This is a genomic window from Spiroplasma endosymbiont of Virgichneumon dumeticola (assembly GCF_964264745.1).
Taxonomy (GTDB): domain Bacteria; phylum Bacillota_I; class Bacilli_A; order Mycoplasmatales; family VBWQ01; genus Spiroplasma_E.
Genome location: NZ_OZ183478.1, coordinates 1,282,237 through 1,299,065, shown reverse-complemented (window position 1 = coordinate 1,299,065; position 16,829 = coordinate 1,282,237). Strand labels below are relative to the sequence as shown.

The following is a 16,829-nucleotide window of genomic DNA, read 5'->3' as shown; positions in this document are numbered from 1 at the left end:
TGGAGCCGTGGCCAAGTGGTTTAAGGCATAAGTCTGCAAAACTTTGATCGTCGGTTCGAATCCGATCGGCTCCTCCAAAAATTATTAATAATTTTTACAAATATACTTGTAAATATTACTTTTAATAAGTTATAATTGATTAGGTTTAAATGATTTGTTTATAAACTTTGATAATTAAATTGCGCCTGTAGATCAATGGATAGATCGTTTGACTACGGATCAAAAGGTTGTGGGTTCAAGTCCTGCCAGGCGCACCACCGGGATGTGGCTCAGCTTGGTAGAGCGCTCGGTTTGGGACCGAGAGGTCGCAGGTTCAAATCCTGTCATCCCGACCATTTACATTATTATCAAAAATTTTCATGGGTCCTTAGCTCATTCGGTAGAGCGCCTGCCTTGCACGCAGGAGGTGGTCGGTTCGATCCCGATAGGATCCACCATTTTATAAATTTAAACTTAAACTGGCGAGGTAGCTCAGTTGATTAGAGTGCTCGGTTCATACCCGAGAGGTCATGGGTTTGAGTCCCATCCCCGCTACCATTAATCACTTGGACCCTTAGCTTAGCTGGTTAAAGCTCCCGGCTCATAACCGGGTGACCATTGGTTCGAATCCGATAGGGTCCACCATTAGTTTAAAAAGCTAATAACTGGAGGCTTGCCAGAGTCCGGTTTAATGGAACAGTCTTGAAAACTGTCAATGCGCAAGCATTCGAGGGTTCGAATCCCTCAGCCTCCTCCATAATTATTAAAATTAAATATTTACATCGCGGAGTGGGGAAGTGGCATCCCGTCGGGCTCATAACCCGAAGACCATTGGTTCAAATCCAATCTCCGCAACCATATTGGTCTCGTGGTAAAGTGGTTAATACGCCTCCCTGTCACGGAGGAGATCGCGGGTTCGATCCCCGTCGAGACCGCCATTATTTTAATAGTAAATTAAATTTAAAAAACTAATCAATGATATTATTATTGATTAGTTTTTTATTTAAGTATTTATGAGAGGATAACTCTCTGAAACTAATTTTCAGTTTATATTTGTGAAATATATTATAATTAACAGTAAATTAGCTATTAACATAGAATGAAAATTATTTGGAGTAAACTTAGGTAACTTGTGCCGTTGATTAATTTTGATTTAAAAAATTGTTAGAAAACATATCATACCTGAATTGTATATTAAATAAGATTAGGTGATAATTGTGAAACATTTTAAAATTAAAAAACGGACTTCTCCCCACATGTACTTGTGGAGGAAACAATGAAATTGAATGAGTTCAATAATACTTTTCAAACTGAAAAACAATGTCTTACATATATAGCAAGTTTGAAACAAAGCAAATGTATTAGGTGTTCTAGTTTTAATTTGAATACTTCTAATTTAAGAAAAATGAGATGTTTGAAATGTCATCAAACATTCAGTATTCTCACGGGCACTATATTTTCAAAGTCACAAACACCTTTAATATCTTGGTTTTATCTCATCTTTAGATGAATAAACACCAAACATGGAATTCCATCAACTGATGTTGCAAAAGAATTGGGAGTGACCTTGAAAACAGCTTGAAGAATGGGTCATAAAATCCGAAGTGCCATTGCTAAACAAGAACCTCAATTCATTGTTGAGGGCATAGTGCAAATGGATGAAATGTATCTTTCACATATGGGTTTAAAAAACAAGGAAGATCCTTGTTGAACAAAACCTTGATTGTTGGTATTTATGAAAAAACAACCAACAATCTGATTGTGAAAGTATTGAAAAACGCAAACAGTAAAAATCTTTTGCAGTTTGCAATAAACCACATTTCTTCAAAGTGTGATGTACATACTGATTCTTGAAAAGGATATCGCGATTTGAAATCGGTTTTCACTAAGCATGAAACAGTTAACCATCAAGATGGCTATGTTTCAAAAACTGGTGTAAATACCAACCAAATTGAGTCAGTATGAAAACATATACGAATAACATTTAAAACACATATCAAAGTTGCAAAACATCATATTCATTTATATGCAAAAGAAGCTGCATATAAATTCAATAACATACCTAGTTTTGAAACTGTAATGCTATGTTTAATTTGAAAATGTGGGGAGAAGTCCTTAAAATTATAAGTGTTTTATCAAAAGATAATCTTGAATTTGCAAAAAATTATAATAATGTTTTAATTAGAAAAAATAATGTGTTAAAAAATCCTTTATTATCTTCACAAAATTTAAGGTTATTAAAAGATACATCTTTTTATTCTTTAGAAAATTATGTTTATAATTTAAAGATTGCTAAAACTAATTTTATTACAATATCAGCTGCAGTTGCTGCTGCAGGGTTTTGAGCAGCCGCTTGATGATTTGGAATTAGTATTCCTTGAGCCATAGGAAGTACAGCAATAAGCGCTCTTGATGGAGGAGTTGCAGCAAGAATTAATGTAACTTTAGTAAAATATGATCATGAATTAAGTGGACTTGATAAAGCAACAATCTCTGCTACTTCAATATATAAATTAGGACATATATTTTATGCAGTATTAAATCCACTATTAATAACTTTAAAATATATCAGGAAAATTTTAAAACTAACTTAAAAGTTAACAAATTTAAATTATATAAGTCTGATTAGATTGCATTAAGAAATAAACCATTTCAGTTTAATCAATGAAGATATAAAAACAAAATTAGAAAATTAAATAACAAAAAAAGTTATAATGCAGAAAAATATAATCTTAAATTATTAAATCTTTATATTAGATATTTAAAAACATATGCTATTTTTTTCAAAGCAATGGAAAGTGATTCAAAAAGTAATGATGATTATTATGTTGTAATAGAAGAACAAAAATCTAATTCCTTAGAATCATTAAAGAAAACATTAATTACAAATTTTTTTGCCTATGTTAATGAAATAAAGAAACAATAAAAGTTTGCAAAATACAGTATTAGTATAGTAAACCCTAATAGCAATCATTAAAACATAGTGCTTACTCTTTTTTAATTTTAATACTCCTAAATTTAACTATCAACTTATATTCAAAAAATATACTATAATTATATTAATAAATAAGTGATAAACAGTGGGTAGGTGAATACATTATGGATAAAATACTAACATCACAACCGTTAACTAAAAGTAATGTTCTTGGTCAAAAACAATTAACTAAATTAAAAAATATTCCATTACCAGCTACTTTAGATTTAAATTTAACAAGAGTTTATTTTACTAGTGGTAGGGACTCCTGTTCACGCCTTTTAATTTTAATTGTTCATGTTTTTTGAATTGGTTTAATATTTTTTAATGGAATTGCTCTAGGAAAATTAGTTGCTAATTCATCAGCATTACCCCCCCTTCCCGCTGTTCAAAAGGCTGTTTTACAAGTTATTACTATGATTATTACGATTCTATTTGCTTTTATAATTTTAATTATGATGTTACCAATTTTCTTAGCAAAAACCATTATAGGAATTGTTTTAACGTGTGTTGTTTATTTAGCGTTTGGTACCATTATTAATTTAATGATTATGGTTCTAAGTTTTTTCATGTTTTTTGATACCAATAGTCCTTATCGCCTTACTATTATGATTTTAACAATAAGTGGAATGGGTTTTTGATTAGGTGTTGTTATTAACTGATGATTTAGTGCTAAGAAAAGTAAAAAATGCTTAGTGCAAAGTATTATTAAGATGTATGACTTAGGCTATAAATAAGGTTAGGTGATAATTAATGAAACGTTCTAAAAAAAATAAGGATGAAGATATTTGAAAAGAAATAAATGGTTTAACTAAACATGTAATAGAAAAGAAACTATCTTCTTTGCAAATTAGAAAGCGTTGATTTATTAGTGCCATTGCTATCCTTTGTACTTTAATTTTAGGGGCAAGTACTTTTTTGATTGGATTTGCTATGCAAAGTGCTTTTAATATGGGTGATTTTGAGCATAAAATGCCAGAAGAATCAATTGTAGTTGATATGAATAAAGTTGATATTCATGCTAGTGATAAGAGTTTACGTTTACCTTATTTTGAAGAAGAAACCATTGACCAAGTCTTTAAATTGATGACCAATGATTCATGATGGCAGGGGGTTTTACCAACAGAAAAAGATAAATATGATTTTACTTTTTATAGTCAAAATGGAGTTGAGGGCATTGATAGCAGTTTAGTACAAGCTAATGGATTAGTTCATTGTAGTTTAAAGGTAAAATTAAGAAATTTACCAATTGAATTTAAATTACCAGTTATTTCTCAAATTATTAATACAGCTAAATTTTATGAAAAGTTTATGAGGTTTAATCAATTTGATGGACACTATAGTAAGCACATATCAGGTAATACGTCTAACCCACTTCCTTGACCAGTTAATTTACAAGAAAAAAGATATCAAGGTTATTTACCTGGTACTATGTATTTTGATGCTAATGTTAGTAATGTTGATATTTATAATAGTATTCAACAGTGAATAAATAAATTTATTGCAGATTATGCAGAAGAGTTTGCACCTAATACTCACCTTTTTCCAATTTTATCAACAAATGATTTAGGAGATGTTGATTTAAATGATCCGTTAACGTTTACTCCATATTTACAAATGATTGCTCGTCCGGATTTATTTTACATTGGCAACGCTGTTGCTGGTGCTCCTAATCAATATGTTAATTTACAAAATTATACTTTTATTCCATGAGATCCTCCAAAAAGTCCGCGTTCTTTTTATATTAGTTATGTTTCTAATCCTGATATAATTAATCATTTAATTGATTTAAAATTAACAACTAAAGAACAATTAATTGACTATTTTACCCGTAATCCTATTGATTACATTCTTTTTAGCCATGTTCAAAAAGGAGAAGATGCCACTGATAATGAAATTGCATATACACCTTCACATTTAATATCTTCAATGTATAATCCTGCTGGTGTTCCCCTATTTCAATATTGAGAATTAGTGCATTATTTTGCCAATGATCATTCAATAAGTAATGATGTTAAAACTATTAGAGCCGCTGATTATGCTAATATTGGTGTCTTAACAACTGCTTTAGAAAATCAATATTGACAAAATATGTTTGATTGATTGTTAGCGCATAAAGCTTATTTTAATTTGCATTACCCTAATTTGGCGACACCAGGTGAACCTAATTGACAAACAATTACTGCAGGTGGTATTACTACTTTTAAACAATATTTTGCTACTGCTTTAAATGTGGTTTTACCAGCATTAACCACTTTTACTTTTTTAGATAATAACCATAGCGATATTGCTTTATTACCAAATGATTTAATAAACCCAGATGAAATTACAAATTTCCGTTTTGATATTGGTCAAGATCTTGTGAGCAATCCTAATTATAATACCTTACCAGATAGTTTTAGTTTTTTCTTTAAAATTAATTGAATCTAGTAAGAATATAAAGTAGTAACTCTTATAATCTCAATGTTCTTTCTTAAAATAAGTTATAATATAATTAATATGGGTAAGGAGTGGTAAATTATGATTGATGAAAAAGATAATTTAAAAAATACTCCATTGTCAAGCGTTGATAATAATATTTTAAATTCTAATCACAATAATGATTCATTTAAAGATATTGAAGAACAAAGGTTTACAACTTATAATCCTTTGTTAAGCAACAGTATTAAATTTAAAAAAATGTATTGAAGTTCAACACTAGAAATCATAGCCCGTAGTTTATTACTACTAGTTTCATGTTTTCATTTAATCTTTTCTTATTTTTTAGCTAATAACATTATAAATCAAGTTTTAAAAGCTAGTAGTAGCAGTATAAATCCTAATTATATTATTTATATTTTTTTAGCTATTACTTTAGGTTTTAATTTTTTATTTTATTTACCATTAGCTATTGGTCGTTCTGCCAGTGCCATGTTTGCATGGTCAATTGTTTACATTGTTTTAGCAATTTTTTACTTTATTGTTTTAGAACTGATGTGTACTGTCTTATTAGTGGTTGATGGTTTAGTTAATGAATCAGTATCAGCAGAAGTACCAATTTTTATGGTTATTGTGTTAGTAATTACTGTTCTATGATTAGTAGCATCTTGTATTTTATTTGTTAAAAGCGATGATGTGCGAAGAGAACTAAGTGTAGAATAAAGGAAAGGAGAATTTAAATGGGCACTAATAATGAACTTTCAAAACGAATTGAGCAATTAATTAAAGTAATTAGTGCTGGTGTTTATGAAAAAGAAACAGTTTTTAAATTAGCAGTATTAGCATTGCTTTCAGGTGAATCAATCTTTTTATTAGGATTACCAGGTATTGCTAAATCACTAATTTCACGAAGAATTAAATATGCATTTCATAATGGTCGTAATTTTGAATATTTAATGAATCGTTTCTCAACTCCTGAAGAAATTTTTGGTCCAATTTCCATTAAAGACCTATTAAAAGGCCACTATGTGCGAATTATTGACCAATATTTACCTGCAGTTGATATTGCCTTTTTAGATGAAATTTGAAAAGCTGGTCCTTCAATTCAAAACACACTATTAACAATTATTAATGAAAAAATTTTTCGTAATGGTGGCGTTGATATTAAAGTGCCATTAAAATTATTAATCTCAGCGTCTAATGAATTACCAGAAAGTGGTAAAGGACTAGAAGCGTTATTTGACCGCTTTATTATTAGAATGATTGTTCATGGTTTGACTAATGAAAAAAATTTCAACGATATGTTAGGTAGTGTTACTAGTTTAGAAGTAAATGTTCCTATGAAACTACAAATTAAAACTCCTGAATATGTCAAATGATTGAAAGAACTAGAAACAACAGTTACTTTAAGCAAAGATACTTTAAACTTTATTTCCCGTTTCCGTGTGCGATTAACAGAAGCAACAGATGGTAAAGCTTATATTTCTGATCGAAGATGAAAAAAAATTGCTAAATTAATCAAAGCATCAGCTTATTATAATGGTCGCAAAACTACTGATAAACCTGATTTATTAGTTATTCCTTATTGCATTTGAGATGATGAAGCACAAGAACAAAGTTACACTAAATTATTTAATGAAGCATATACTGAAGAATTAACTTACACTTTACGTAAAAAACAAGATGAGTTAGAAAGTGAACTTGAAACATTAAGTAATGATTCAGAAAACATTAAAGATAGTAAATTTCAACCTTCACTATATAGTGAACCTTTTGGAGGTACTATTAAAGGCGCTTACTATCGTTTACTATGACATACTGATGAGTTTCCAATTTGTTTTATTAGTCAAAAAGAATATCAAAATTTAACGCGCCGAAATAAAAAATCCCATACTGTTACTTTATTTTATGGTAAGAGTTTAAGTAAACTAGATGGTAGCAGAAAAATAGAATTACAATTAAAAGCACCTAACGAATTAGTTGATATTAAAAACCGTACTAGTATTCAAGCTGAATTAAGCGATTCTGATGGTAAATCACAACTTAGTACTCTTAATAGTCAGATGACCGAAATAAAAACACAAGTTACCAACTTAAAACAACAATTCCAACATGAGCACCAACGTTTAAGTAAAACTCCTTCAATCTTTTTTGATGAACAGTTTAAAATCTTATTAGAAACTGCTTTTTTTGAACAAATACCACCTGTTCCTGAATCGGCAATTGTTAATGATGATGCTATTATAATTCCCCAACCTAATAATATTGAAAATGAATAAGGTGGTGATTTTGTATGGAACAATTAATTGAAACGCAAGTTTCAAAAAAAATGGCATCCAAATTAAATAGTTTAGCTTTATCAGAAACTAATTTAAGCAATTTCATTTGATTTAAAAAACATTTTTCGTGATTAGCCAAGGAATTTGATGACCAAATCAGTAATTTTTATTTAAATGATGTATTAGCAGCAACAAAAAATGTCCCGATTAGTCCAATTATTAAACAAGAAATTCGTTTATATTTTTGAGTTAAAGTTAATGGTTTAACACGTTTAAAAAACAATTGACAAGAAATCTTTATTAAAGCTAAAAAGATTAACTCTGGTATCATTAATTATTTTCATTATTACCAAGATAAACTTCAAGAACGTAAAATTAATGGCAATTTAATCTTTAATGATTTTACTATGCGTTGGGAAAGTTTAATTATTGAACGGGTAATTAATTATAAGTTGTTTGAAACTACGCAAATTCGACAAAAATATTTAGCTATGTGAGGAAATAATATTAAAATTATTAATGAAACACGTAGTCTAATTGGATTTGCTTGAAATTTTTTTGGTCGATTTTGAGAGGGGAATTTAAATGATTTTAAGAAAATTAATTTAAATACTTTAATCCAATATGGTGAAATTCTAAAGCAAAATCCAGCAATTATTGAAATAGCTCGGATGTTAGGTCGTTGAAAAGGAACCTCTGATTTAACTGAAAAACAAGTTCATGAAAAAATTCAAATTGAATATGAAATGAAACCATTAGGTAAATGACCAGAAGAAGTGGTTGGAATAACTGAAGGAAGAGATTTAGAACATTTATTGCCTTTAGAATTAGTTAACTTAGCTATTCCAGAGTTAAATGCTATTTTTTATAAAAAATTTGTTGAAGAAAAACTAGCAATTACCGAATTTGAATCAATGGATTTAGTAGCAACAGAACACATTGTTAAAGAAATAATAGAAGTACCGATTCCTGAAAGCGAAGGGCCATTTATTTTATGTATTGATACATCAAAATCGATGGCCAATAGCCCAGAAATTATAGCTAAATCAATAGCATTAGCTATTACTAAAATTGCTTTATTAGATAAAAGACCATGTTATATGATTAATTTTTCTGGCATATTTGAAACCTATGATTTATCAAGTGTAGCATCATCAATTCCAAATTTAATTCACTTTTTAGGTCATAGTTTTAAAGGTCAAACTAATATTAATCCTGCTTTTAGTCATGCTTTAACAGTTATGCAAACTAAAGAATATCGTAATTGTGATTTATTATTAATATCTGATTTTTTAGGTGCTAATATTAGTAATAATAATTTTAATATAATACAAAGTTTAAAAGTTAAAGGTAATCGTTTTCATGCTATTAATATTGCTTCATCGATGTTAAATAATAATTGAAAAAAATATTTTACTAATTATTGATATTATGATCCCCGAGACCCTTTTGCTGCGCGAAAAATTGCATTAAATCTATCACAAAATAAATCAAGACAAAGTAAATAAATATGAATAAGAGGATTAGTGATTTTTATTTAATAATGGTAGAATGTTAGTAGTTAAGTTAACTATTTATTGAAAGGTGTATTATGAAAACATTTGGTTCAATTTTAAGTAAAGTATTAGTAATTATCGCAACTCTATCAGTAACTATTAGTTTAACTATTTTTCCCTTATTCAGTTGAGGTTTACCTTTGAAAAATAATATTGCTGTTATTATTACTTTACTAGTTAATCAAAATCCATTAACGAGCGATTTGTATAAACAATTAATGGCTAGTAGTAATATTATTACTGATTACTTAGCTGGTGGGTTACTATTATTTAATTTAACATATTTAGTAGTATTAGTGTTTGTTAAAAAACCGTTTAGTAAAGCATTAATTGCAATTTATATGTTTTTAATGACATTAATCCTAACGGCTTTTGTTTTAATTATTTATAATGTTTTTAATTTTACATATTTTCAAACGATTCCATTTAATAATTTATGAACCATTCCCCTTGCTGGATTAGGTTTAAGTTTTCTAACTATTTTTTGATATGGATTGCGAAATTTATGAGTTAATCCAAGGACATTAGTAGGTAACCAGTCATTAACAGATTCGCCAGAAAATGATGAAGAGCAAGTTAGTTATGAAGATTTACAAAATCAACTTAAACAATTGAAATCGCAATTAAAAGAAGTAAGGAATGTTGAACGGAGAAAAAAGAGTAAATAAAATTTTATCTTTGTTTATGTGATAAAATCTTAATTAATTAAGTGGTATAAAAGTAATGTTAAAAAATATTAATATAAAATAAAAAATGTATCTAAGTTTAAAAATAAAACTTTAAAGGAGAAAATAAATATGGCAAAACATAAAAAAGATGATAACCAAAATTTTCTATTGCAAAAATCAACTAAAACTTTTGATTTAGAACAATTGTTTGAACATGGTACAGAAGTAAATAAAAATAATCGTTTTATTCAAGAATTAGCAAAAAGATTAGTTGATAAATTTTTTTGCTAATACAACTATTTTTAAAATAATTTAAATTTACCCATTAACCCCTTGTTATTTATTAGTTTTATATGCTATTATTGTATAGGTAATGGCCCGGTAGCTCAGGGGTAGAGCATTCGCCTGAAGAGCGAAGTGTCAGTGGTTCAAATCCGCTTCGGGCCACCATTAAAAAATAAATTAATTAGGCAATATGCCTTTTTTTAATATTTTTTTGTACAATTAGGTTTAAATTAAAATTTTAGGTATAATAACATCAATAGATAAAAAACTTTATTGATTGAATATTTAATTTAAGAGAGAAGGATATTAATGACTAAAATTTTAGTTTTAACCAATGCCAAGATAGTTAGTACTAACAATATTATTGAAAATGGGTTTCTAGTGATTGAAAATAATTTAATTAAAGAAATTAAGTCAGGAAAATATAACCAAAACTACAATGACGCTAAAGTTATTGATTGTCAAAACCAAGCAATAATTCCTGGTTTTATTGATTGTCATGTCCATGGTGGTTATGGTTATAGTTTAATGGATGGTATAGTTGAATCAATTGTCAACTTTGCTCAATTAGTTCCCCAAGAGGGAGTAACTAAGTTTTGTTATGCAACTGTTACGGCAAGTACCAAAGAGATTGATAAAATTTTATTAGCATTTGCTCAATATATGAAAACTGAAAATGGCATTGCCAATAGAGCACGGATTGTGGGTGCTTACTTGGAAGGCCCATTTATTTCCCATGAACAAAAAGGCGCTCATACTGAATCTTTAATTAACATCCCTGATACTAAATTAGTTGCAACATGGAATAAGATTAGTAATAATAATATTAAATTTGTTGTATACGCAACTGAATTAGATCCTAATTTTAATAATAATAAAAATTTTACAAGCACATTAATTGCTAATAATATTATCCCAACATTAGGTCATAGTAATGCTACTTTGCAACAAGTTAGCCAAGCAGTACAACAAGGTTTAACTCATGTTACCCATCTTTACAATGGTATGAGTGGCTATGACCACCGTAATCCTGGTGTCGTTCCAGCAGCACTTTATTATGATGAAATAGTAGCAGAATTAATTTGTGATGGTATTCATGTTAATCTTGATATTGTTGCACTAACTTATAAGATTAAAGGTGCTAATAAGATTTGTATGATTACTGATGCTATGAGTGCCAAAGGCTTACCTGATGGTGATTATTTTCTCGGTCCATTACCAGTAATTAAAAAAGATAATCAAGTGGTAGTTAAAAGTACTGGTAAATTAGCTGGGAGTCTTGCTACTATGATTGCGGGCTTTAAAAACTTATTACGTGTAACTAACAATAATTGACAAGATTGTGTTAAAATGGCTTCGTATAATAGCGCAAAACAATTAGGCATCGATAGCATTACTGGTGATTTAGTTGTTGGATTATTAGCAGATATTGTCGTGCTTGATAAAAATAATGATATTTTACTAACGATTTGTGAAGGAAATATTGTTTATCAAAGTTAATAAAATTTAAAGGAGGTACGAGAAATGAAATTAGTTGTGTTTGAAACAAAAAGTGAGATTGCTAAGTTAGTAAGTACGATTATTATTGAAACAATAAAAGAAAATCAGAAATTAGTTTTAGGCTTAGCAACAGGCAGTAGCCCGATAGATACTTATGATTTATTGATTAAAGATTATCAAAAGAATCATACTGATTGGTCACAAGTTACCACTTTTAATTTAGATGAATACGTCGGATTAGCACCAGAACATAAAAAAAGTTATCGTTACTTTATGAATGAACAACTATTTAACAAAATTAACATTAAAAAAGAAAATACGTATGTTCCTAATGGTTTAGGTAATGTAACAGCAAATGCGCAAGCATATGAAAAATTACTAGTTGAAAAAGGACCTATTAATTTACAAATTTTAGGAATTGGTACTAATGGACACATTGCTTTTAATGAACCAGGGACATCAGGTGATAGTAAAACTCATGTTGTTGATTTAACTACAGCAACTATTGAAGCTAATAAAAGGTTTTTTGCTAGTGTCAAAGATGTGCCAACTAAAGCAATAACCATGGGCGTTGATAGCATTTTACAAGCGCAAGCCATTATCTTAATTGCTGATGGTCAAGCAAAAGCGCAAGCTATTTATGAATTAGTTCATGGTAAAATTACCCCTGATTATCCTTGTAGTTACTTACAAGCCCATGACAACGTTATGGTAATTATTGATAGTGCCGCAGCTTCATTATTAAAGCCACCAACTATCCAACCAAAAAACTAAGGAGTGAATAAAATGAGTCGTAAACATATTATTATTGGCAATTGAAAAATGTATAAAAACATGGAGGAGACACAAACTTTTATTAATCAATTTAGTAAATTAATTAAAGGTAAAGATATTAAATGTGATTATGGTATTGCTGCTAGTTTTACTAACTTACCAGTATTAAAATTAAATCAGGTTAATAAGTTAATCATGGTTGCGCAAAACTGTCATTATGAACCTGAAGGTGCCTTTACTGGTGAAGTTGCAATTAAAATGTTAAAAGATATTAATGTTAGTCACGTTGTGATTGGTCATTCTGAACGCAGAATGTATTTTAATGAAACAAACGAAACGATTAATAAAAAACTACATGCTTTATTTAATGCTAATCTGATTCCAGTTTTATGTTGTGGTGAAAGTGATAGTGAATATGAAGCAAAAAAAACTAATGATGTTATTAAAAAGCAAATATCTTTAGCGTTAACTGGCATTAAATCGCAACATGTTACTAAATTAGTAATTGCTTATGAACCAATTTGAGCAATTGGTACTGGTAAGACAGCGTCTGCTGCTGAAGCACAAACAGTTTGCAAAATGATTCGCGATTATATTGCTGAATTATATGATAAAAATATTGCGCAAAAAGTTCGCATTCAATATGGTGGTTCAGTAAAACCTGAAAATATTAAATCATTCCTTGAACAATCTGATATTGATGGCGCCTTAGTAGGTGGTGCATCATTACAAGCAAAATCATTTTTAGGATTATTAGTTTAACTTTATTTAAAATATTGTCACTATTATTAAAATAAGGAGTAACTTATCATGAATTTATCAAATACAAAAATTGCTAGTATGTGAGAAAAATTAGAAAATCAAATTAGTTATTATAGTTTCTCTCATACTACCTTTATTAACAACTTTACCACTAGAACCAAAATTTTATCTTTATTTACTAAAAATGGTGAACCTACTATCCAACTAGAACAAATTGGTTTTATCATTTGTTCCAAAACTATTTTTCAAGCCCAAAGTGATACTATTAGTAGTGACCGCGGTGTTATTACTAATGATTACTTTGTTGGAGAAATAATTGATGTTAATAATACTTTATTACCAGGTGTATATATACATTTAGTAAAAGTGATTAGTGGACCAATTGTTATTAATGACATTCCTTTACAATTATCACTAGATGAAGACCGACATAAAGGAATTGTTAACAATACTTTAGGTTGAAAATTATTTGATGCTGTATTAAATAAAAATTTACGAACTAAAAATAAATTTAATAGTACTATCGATAATCAAAAATTTGTAGTTACTAGCAAAAATCTTAAGTTAAAAAAACAACAAATTCTAAGTTGTGAAGCAGAAATTAATGTTTTATTAAGTCAACAATTACCATTTTCACAATTATTATCTTTACAAATTGCTAATAATAGTAAATATTATTTTCTAAAAGCGTTAACACAAATGGAATTAATGCAATTAAACAATTTACAACGCTTAGCAGTTACTAATATTATGGTACAACACAAACAGTTAGCAATCACTGTTATTTCAGGTACTAGTGAAGATATTGAAAAATGATTTACCAAAACTAAAAAACCTATTATTAATGGTATTAATATTCTCAATAAAAAAATTAGATTAATTAATCAACCTGATATTATTAAACCAGTAACTGTTGTTAATAATATTACAAACTATCAAAATTTATTTCAATTACAGTTAGTTTATAAAAGATTAAAAATCCAATTTCACAATTGAAGAAAAATTTCACAACCTTTTTTAGAATCACAAATCGATAATATGGCTTATGGTTATTATTCAGAAGCTGTTGATAATTTCAAATTTGTCCACTATTCTTTTAATAATGATTTGTTAGATGATAATTTAATGGAAATTAAAGGCCGAAAGTTATTAGCAGATGTTAATAATACTATCTTATTCCTAACTAATAATGTTGTTGATAATCCTAGTATGATTATTTTAATGAGTAATAATATTAGTAGTAATTCACGAGTAAAAACAATTATTAGTAAAACATCTAAATTACCATTAACTAAAATAAAAATTAAATATGATATTATTATTTTTAGTACTAGTAATTATCAAACTATCACTAATGTTATTAGTGAAATTATTTCTGTTTTCAAGAAAGGCAACTATAAATATAAATGACAATTAAAATAAACTCTGAGGTGAAATTATGAAATCAAAACAACCAATTTTACTATGTATTTTCGATGGTTTTGGAATCGCTAAAGCCAATCTTAATAATGCTATTAGTCAAGCTAAAACTCCTAATCTTGACTATTTAAATAAAACTTATGCTCACACTGAAGTATCTGCTTCTGGCTTAGCTGTTGGTTTGCCAGAAGGGCAAATGGGTAACTCAGAAGTTGGTCATTTACAAATTGGTGCTGGAAGAGTAGTTTATCAATCTTTAACTTTAATTAATAAGGCTATTAGTGAAAAAACTTTCTTTACTAATGAAACAATTTTAAAAACTATTAAACATGCCCAAAAGAATAATAGTAATTTACATATTTTAGGGCTATTAAGTGATGGTGGTGTTCATTCCCACATTAATCATATTTTAGCGTTATTGGAAATTGCTGCTAAAGAAAACTTTAAAAATGTTTATGTTCATGCGATTCTTGATGGTCGTGATACTAAAAGTGATGTTGCTAAAATTTATGTTCAACAACTATTAGATAAAATGACAGAATTAAAAACTGGATATTTAGCTTCTATTTCTGGACGTTATTATGCTATGGACCGTGATAAAAGATTTGATCGTGCTCAAATTGCCTATGATGCTATCGTTAACCATAAAGGTATTATTTTTACTGATCCGATTGCTTATATCAATAGTGAATATGCTGCTGATAGAAATGATGAATTCATTAATCCAGCCTACAATCCTGAGCTTGATCGTGGTAACATTAGTAATAATGATAGTATTATTTTTGCTAATTTTCGTCCTGACCGTGCTATCCAATTAGCATCGGCTTTAACTAATCCCAAATATGATTGAAATATTGCTAATAAAATTCGACCTTTAAAAAATACATTTTTTGTTTCGATGATGGAATATGCCAATAGTGTGAAAGCACAAGGAGTTATTTTTCCACCAACAATGATGATTGATGGATTTGGAGAATGATTAAGTAAAAACCAATATCACCAATTACGAATCGCAGAAACAGAAAAATATGCGCATGTTACTTACTTCTTTGATGGTGGTGTTGATATTGAATATCCTTTATCAACAAGGATTTTAATCCCTTCACCGAAAGTTGCTACTTATGATTTAAAACCAGAAATGAGTGCTCGTGAAATTACAAGCAGATTAGAAGTAGAAATTGCTAAAAATATTTATGATGTTATGATTTTAAACTTTGCTAACCCTGATATGGTGGGGCATACTGGTAATTTAAAAGCTGCGATTATTGCTATTGAAGTTGTTGATGAATGTGTTGGTAAATTGTATAATGCTATGAAAAATGTTAATGGTATTTTAATGATTACTGCTGACCATGGCAATGCAGAAGTTATGGTTGATGCTCAGGGTGCTATTAATAAAAAACATACATCACAACCTGTACCTTTTATTATTTGTCAATCAGGAATTAAATTAAAATCAGATGGATGTTTGGCTGATATTGCTCCGACTTTACTAGAAATTTTAGGATTAGAAAAACCTGAAGTTATGACTAATCAGTCGTTATTGAAAAAATAAAAATTTTTAAATCTATTGTATTAAAATTAAAAAGGATTATAATAAATATGTAAAATTAAAGATAGTGTTTTCCCCTTTTATTTTTTTAAATAAATAAGAGGGGTTTATTATTAATTTTAAAAAATTACCTTTTGAAAAGAGGAGAAAATATGGCTTTTGATAAAAATAATTTATACGGTTCTAATTTTGAAGATTTACCTTTTCTTCAGGACAATAATTCCAATAGTTCAGATGAAAAGGAAAAAAAGCTTCAGGGTGGATTTCAGTATGTAATTGAAATATCAAATAATGGATATAAAATAAAAAACAGCAATATAGATATTGTTCTTAATCCAAACTCAAATCAAGAATTATTCAATTCTCTTAATAGTATTATAAAAAAAATTAGAGATAAAGGTAAAATAAGTTCCAATCAATCAACTACTATTTATATTAACTTAGGTGAAAATGGTCAAATTATTGATTGTGAAGTACAATCAGGTTCAAGTAATGAAAGAAAATCCATTGAATTAAGTGATGAGACTAAAAATGACTTACAAAAATGTTTACATGGTATACAACGAAAATGCGATGAAAAAAGAGTTAGTAACTCTAAATCAATAAATCAGTAGTAGAACAAGCAAATTCTCAACCATTATCAACACAGCCTACATCACAACC

17 protein-coding genes and 10 tRNA genes are annotated in these 16,829 nt (G+C 28.5%); 26 read left to right on the top strand and 1 reads right to left on the bottom strand.

Annotated features, from left to right (window positions below):
* Window position 1: 1 nt before the first annotated feature.
* The 9 genes from ACFEL4_RS08235 (at window position 2) to ACFEL4_RS08195 (ending at window position 917) form a co-directional block, all read left to right on the top strand.
* Window positions 2-77: transfer RNA gene (locus ACFEL4_RS08235), tRNA-Cys, on the top strand.
* Between the two features lie 104 nt (window positions 78-181).
* Window positions 182-257 (top strand) — tRNA-Arg (locus ACFEL4_RS08230).
* A 1-nt stretch (window position 258) separates the two neighbouring features.
* Window positions 259-335: transfer RNA gene (locus ACFEL4_RS08225), tRNA-Pro, on the top strand.
* 26 nt (window positions 336-361) lie between these two features.
* Window positions 362-437: transfer RNA gene (locus tag ACFEL4_RS08220), tRNA-Ala, on the top strand.
* Between the two features lie 23 nt (window positions 438-460).
* Window positions 461-537, top strand: a tRNA-Met gene (locus tag ACFEL4_RS08215).
* Window positions 538-547: 10 nt separating this feature from the next.
* A tRNA-Ile gene (locus ACFEL4_RS08210) sits at window positions 548-624 on the top strand.
* Between the two features lie 22 nt (window positions 625-646).
* Window positions 647-736: transfer RNA gene (locus tag ACFEL4_RS08205), tRNA-Ser, on the top strand.
* Between the two features lie 26 nt (window positions 737-762).
* A tRNA-Met gene (locus tag ACFEL4_RS08200) sits at window positions 763-837 on the top strand.
* Between the two features lie 4 nt (window positions 838-841).
* Window positions 842-917, top strand: a tRNA-Asp gene (locus ACFEL4_RS08195).
* 204 nt (window positions 918-1,121) lie between these two features.
* Here ACFEL4_RS08195 and ACFEL4_RS08190 read toward each other — a convergent pair.
* Window positions 1,122-1,256 (bottom strand): hypothetical protein, encoded by a 135-nt coding sequence (locus ACFEL4_RS08190; RefSeq protein ID WP_375317357.1) that lies wholly within the window; start codon window positions 1,254-1,256, stop codon window positions 1,122-1,124.
* Between ACFEL4_RS08190 and ACFEL4_RS08185 the strand changes: the two genes are divergently transcribed.
* The 17 genes from ACFEL4_RS08185 (at window position 1,256) to ACFEL4_RS08105 (ending at window position 16,780) form a co-directional block, all read left to right on the top strand.
* Window positions 1,256-1,792 (top strand): hypothetical protein, encoded by a 537-nt coding sequence (locus ACFEL4_RS08185; RefSeq protein WP_375317356.1) that lies wholly within the window; start codon window positions 1,256-1,258, stop codon window positions 1,790-1,792. The genes ACFEL4_RS08190 and ACFEL4_RS08185 overlap by 1 nt on opposite strands.
* Window positions 1,687-2,106 (top strand): transposase, encoded by a 420-nt coding sequence (locus tag ACFEL4_RS08180; RefSeq protein WP_375317355.1) that lies wholly within the window; start codon window positions 1,687-1,689, stop codon window positions 2,104-2,106. The genes ACFEL4_RS08185 and ACFEL4_RS08180 overlap by 106 nt, the downstream gene beginning before the upstream one ends.
* Window positions 2,079-2,573: a hypothetical protein gene (locus ACFEL4_RS08175; RefSeq protein WP_375317354.1), complete on the top strand. Its 495-nt coding sequence runs from the start codon at window positions 2,079-2,081 to the stop codon at window positions 2,571-2,573. The genes ACFEL4_RS08180 and ACFEL4_RS08175 overlap by 28 nt, the downstream gene beginning before the upstream one ends.
* Before the next feature lie 505 nt (window positions 2,574-3,078).
* Window positions 3,079-3,690, top strand: coding sequence for a hypothetical protein (locus ACFEL4_RS08170; protein WP_375317353.1), 612 nt, complete (start codon window positions 3,079-3,081; stop codon window positions 3,688-3,690).
* 16 nt (window positions 3,691-3,706) lie between these two features.
* The gene (locus tag ACFEL4_RS08165; protein ID WP_375317352.1) at window positions 3,707-5,383 is read left to right on the top strand and encodes a hypothetical protein; all 1,677 of its coding nucleotides are present in this window, start codon (window positions 3,707-3,709) and stop codon (window positions 5,381-5,383) included.
* Between the two features lie 90 nt (window positions 5,384-5,473).
* Complete coding sequence (locus ACFEL4_RS08160) at window positions 5,474-6,094, top strand: hypothetical protein (RefSeq protein ID WP_375317351.1); 621 nt, start codon at window positions 5,474-5,476, stop codon at window positions 6,092-6,094.
* Window positions 6,095-6,111: 17 nt separating this feature from the next.
* Entirely contained in the window at window positions 6,112-7,650 is a 1,539-nt protein-coding gene (locus tag ACFEL4_RS08155; RefSeq protein WP_375317350.1) for an AAA family ATPase, read from the top strand.
* Between the two features lie 14 nt (window positions 7,651-7,664).
* On the top strand, window positions 7,665-9,158 hold the full coding sequence (locus ACFEL4_RS08150; protein WP_375317349.1) for a VWA domain-containing protein: 1,494 nt from the start codon (window positions 7,665-7,667) through the stop codon (window positions 9,156-9,158).
* Window positions 9,159-9,241: 83 nt separating this feature from the next.
* Entirely contained in the window at window positions 9,242-9,874 is a 633-nt protein-coding gene (locus tag ACFEL4_RS08145; RefSeq protein WP_375317348.1) for a hypothetical protein, read from the top strand.
* A 129-nt stretch (window positions 9,875-10,003) separates the two neighbouring features.
* Window positions 10,004-10,165, top strand: coding sequence for a hypothetical protein (locus tag ACFEL4_RS08140; protein ID WP_375317347.1), 162 nt, complete (start codon window positions 10,004-10,006; stop codon window positions 10,163-10,165).
* A gap of 84 nt (window positions 10,166-10,249) precedes the next feature.
* Window positions 10,250-10,324: transfer RNA gene (locus tag ACFEL4_RS08135), tRNA-Phe, on the top strand.
* A gap of 144 nt (window positions 10,325-10,468) precedes the next feature.
* Window positions 10,469-11,659, top strand: a complete 1,191-nt coding sequence (nagA, locus tag ACFEL4_RS08130) for an N-acetylglucosamine-6-phosphate deacetylase (RefSeq protein WP_375317346.1) — start codon at window positions 10,469-10,471, stop codon at window positions 11,657-11,659.
* 24 nt (window positions 11,660-11,683) lie between these two features.
* Window positions 11,684-12,433, top strand: coding sequence for a glucosamine-6-phosphate deaminase (nagB, locus tag ACFEL4_RS08125; protein WP_375317345.1), 750 nt, complete (start codon window positions 11,684-11,686; stop codon window positions 12,431-12,433).
* A 12-nt stretch (window positions 12,434-12,445) separates the two neighbouring features.
* Complete coding sequence (tpiA, locus tag ACFEL4_RS08120) at window positions 12,446-13,195, top strand: triose-phosphate isomerase (protein WP_375317344.1); 750 nt, start codon at window positions 12,446-12,448, stop codon at window positions 13,193-13,195.
* A 48-nt stretch (window positions 13,196-13,243) separates the two neighbouring features.
* Entirely contained in the window at window positions 13,244-14,617 is a 1,374-nt protein-coding gene (locus ACFEL4_RS08115; RefSeq protein ID WP_375317343.1) for a hypothetical protein, read from the top strand.
* Between the two features lie 16 nt (window positions 14,618-14,633).
* Window positions 14,634-16,169 (top strand): 2,3-bisphosphoglycerate-independent phosphoglycerate mutase, encoded by a 1,536-nt coding sequence (gpmI, locus tag ACFEL4_RS08110; protein ID WP_375317342.1) that lies wholly within the window; start codon window positions 14,634-14,636, stop codon window positions 16,167-16,169.
* A gap of 149 nt (window positions 16,170-16,318) precedes the next feature.
* Entirely contained in the window at window positions 16,319-16,780 is a 462-nt protein-coding gene (locus ACFEL4_RS08105) for a hypothetical protein (RefSeq protein ID WP_375317341.1), read from the top strand.
* Window positions 16,781-16,829: the final 49 nt, after the last annotated feature.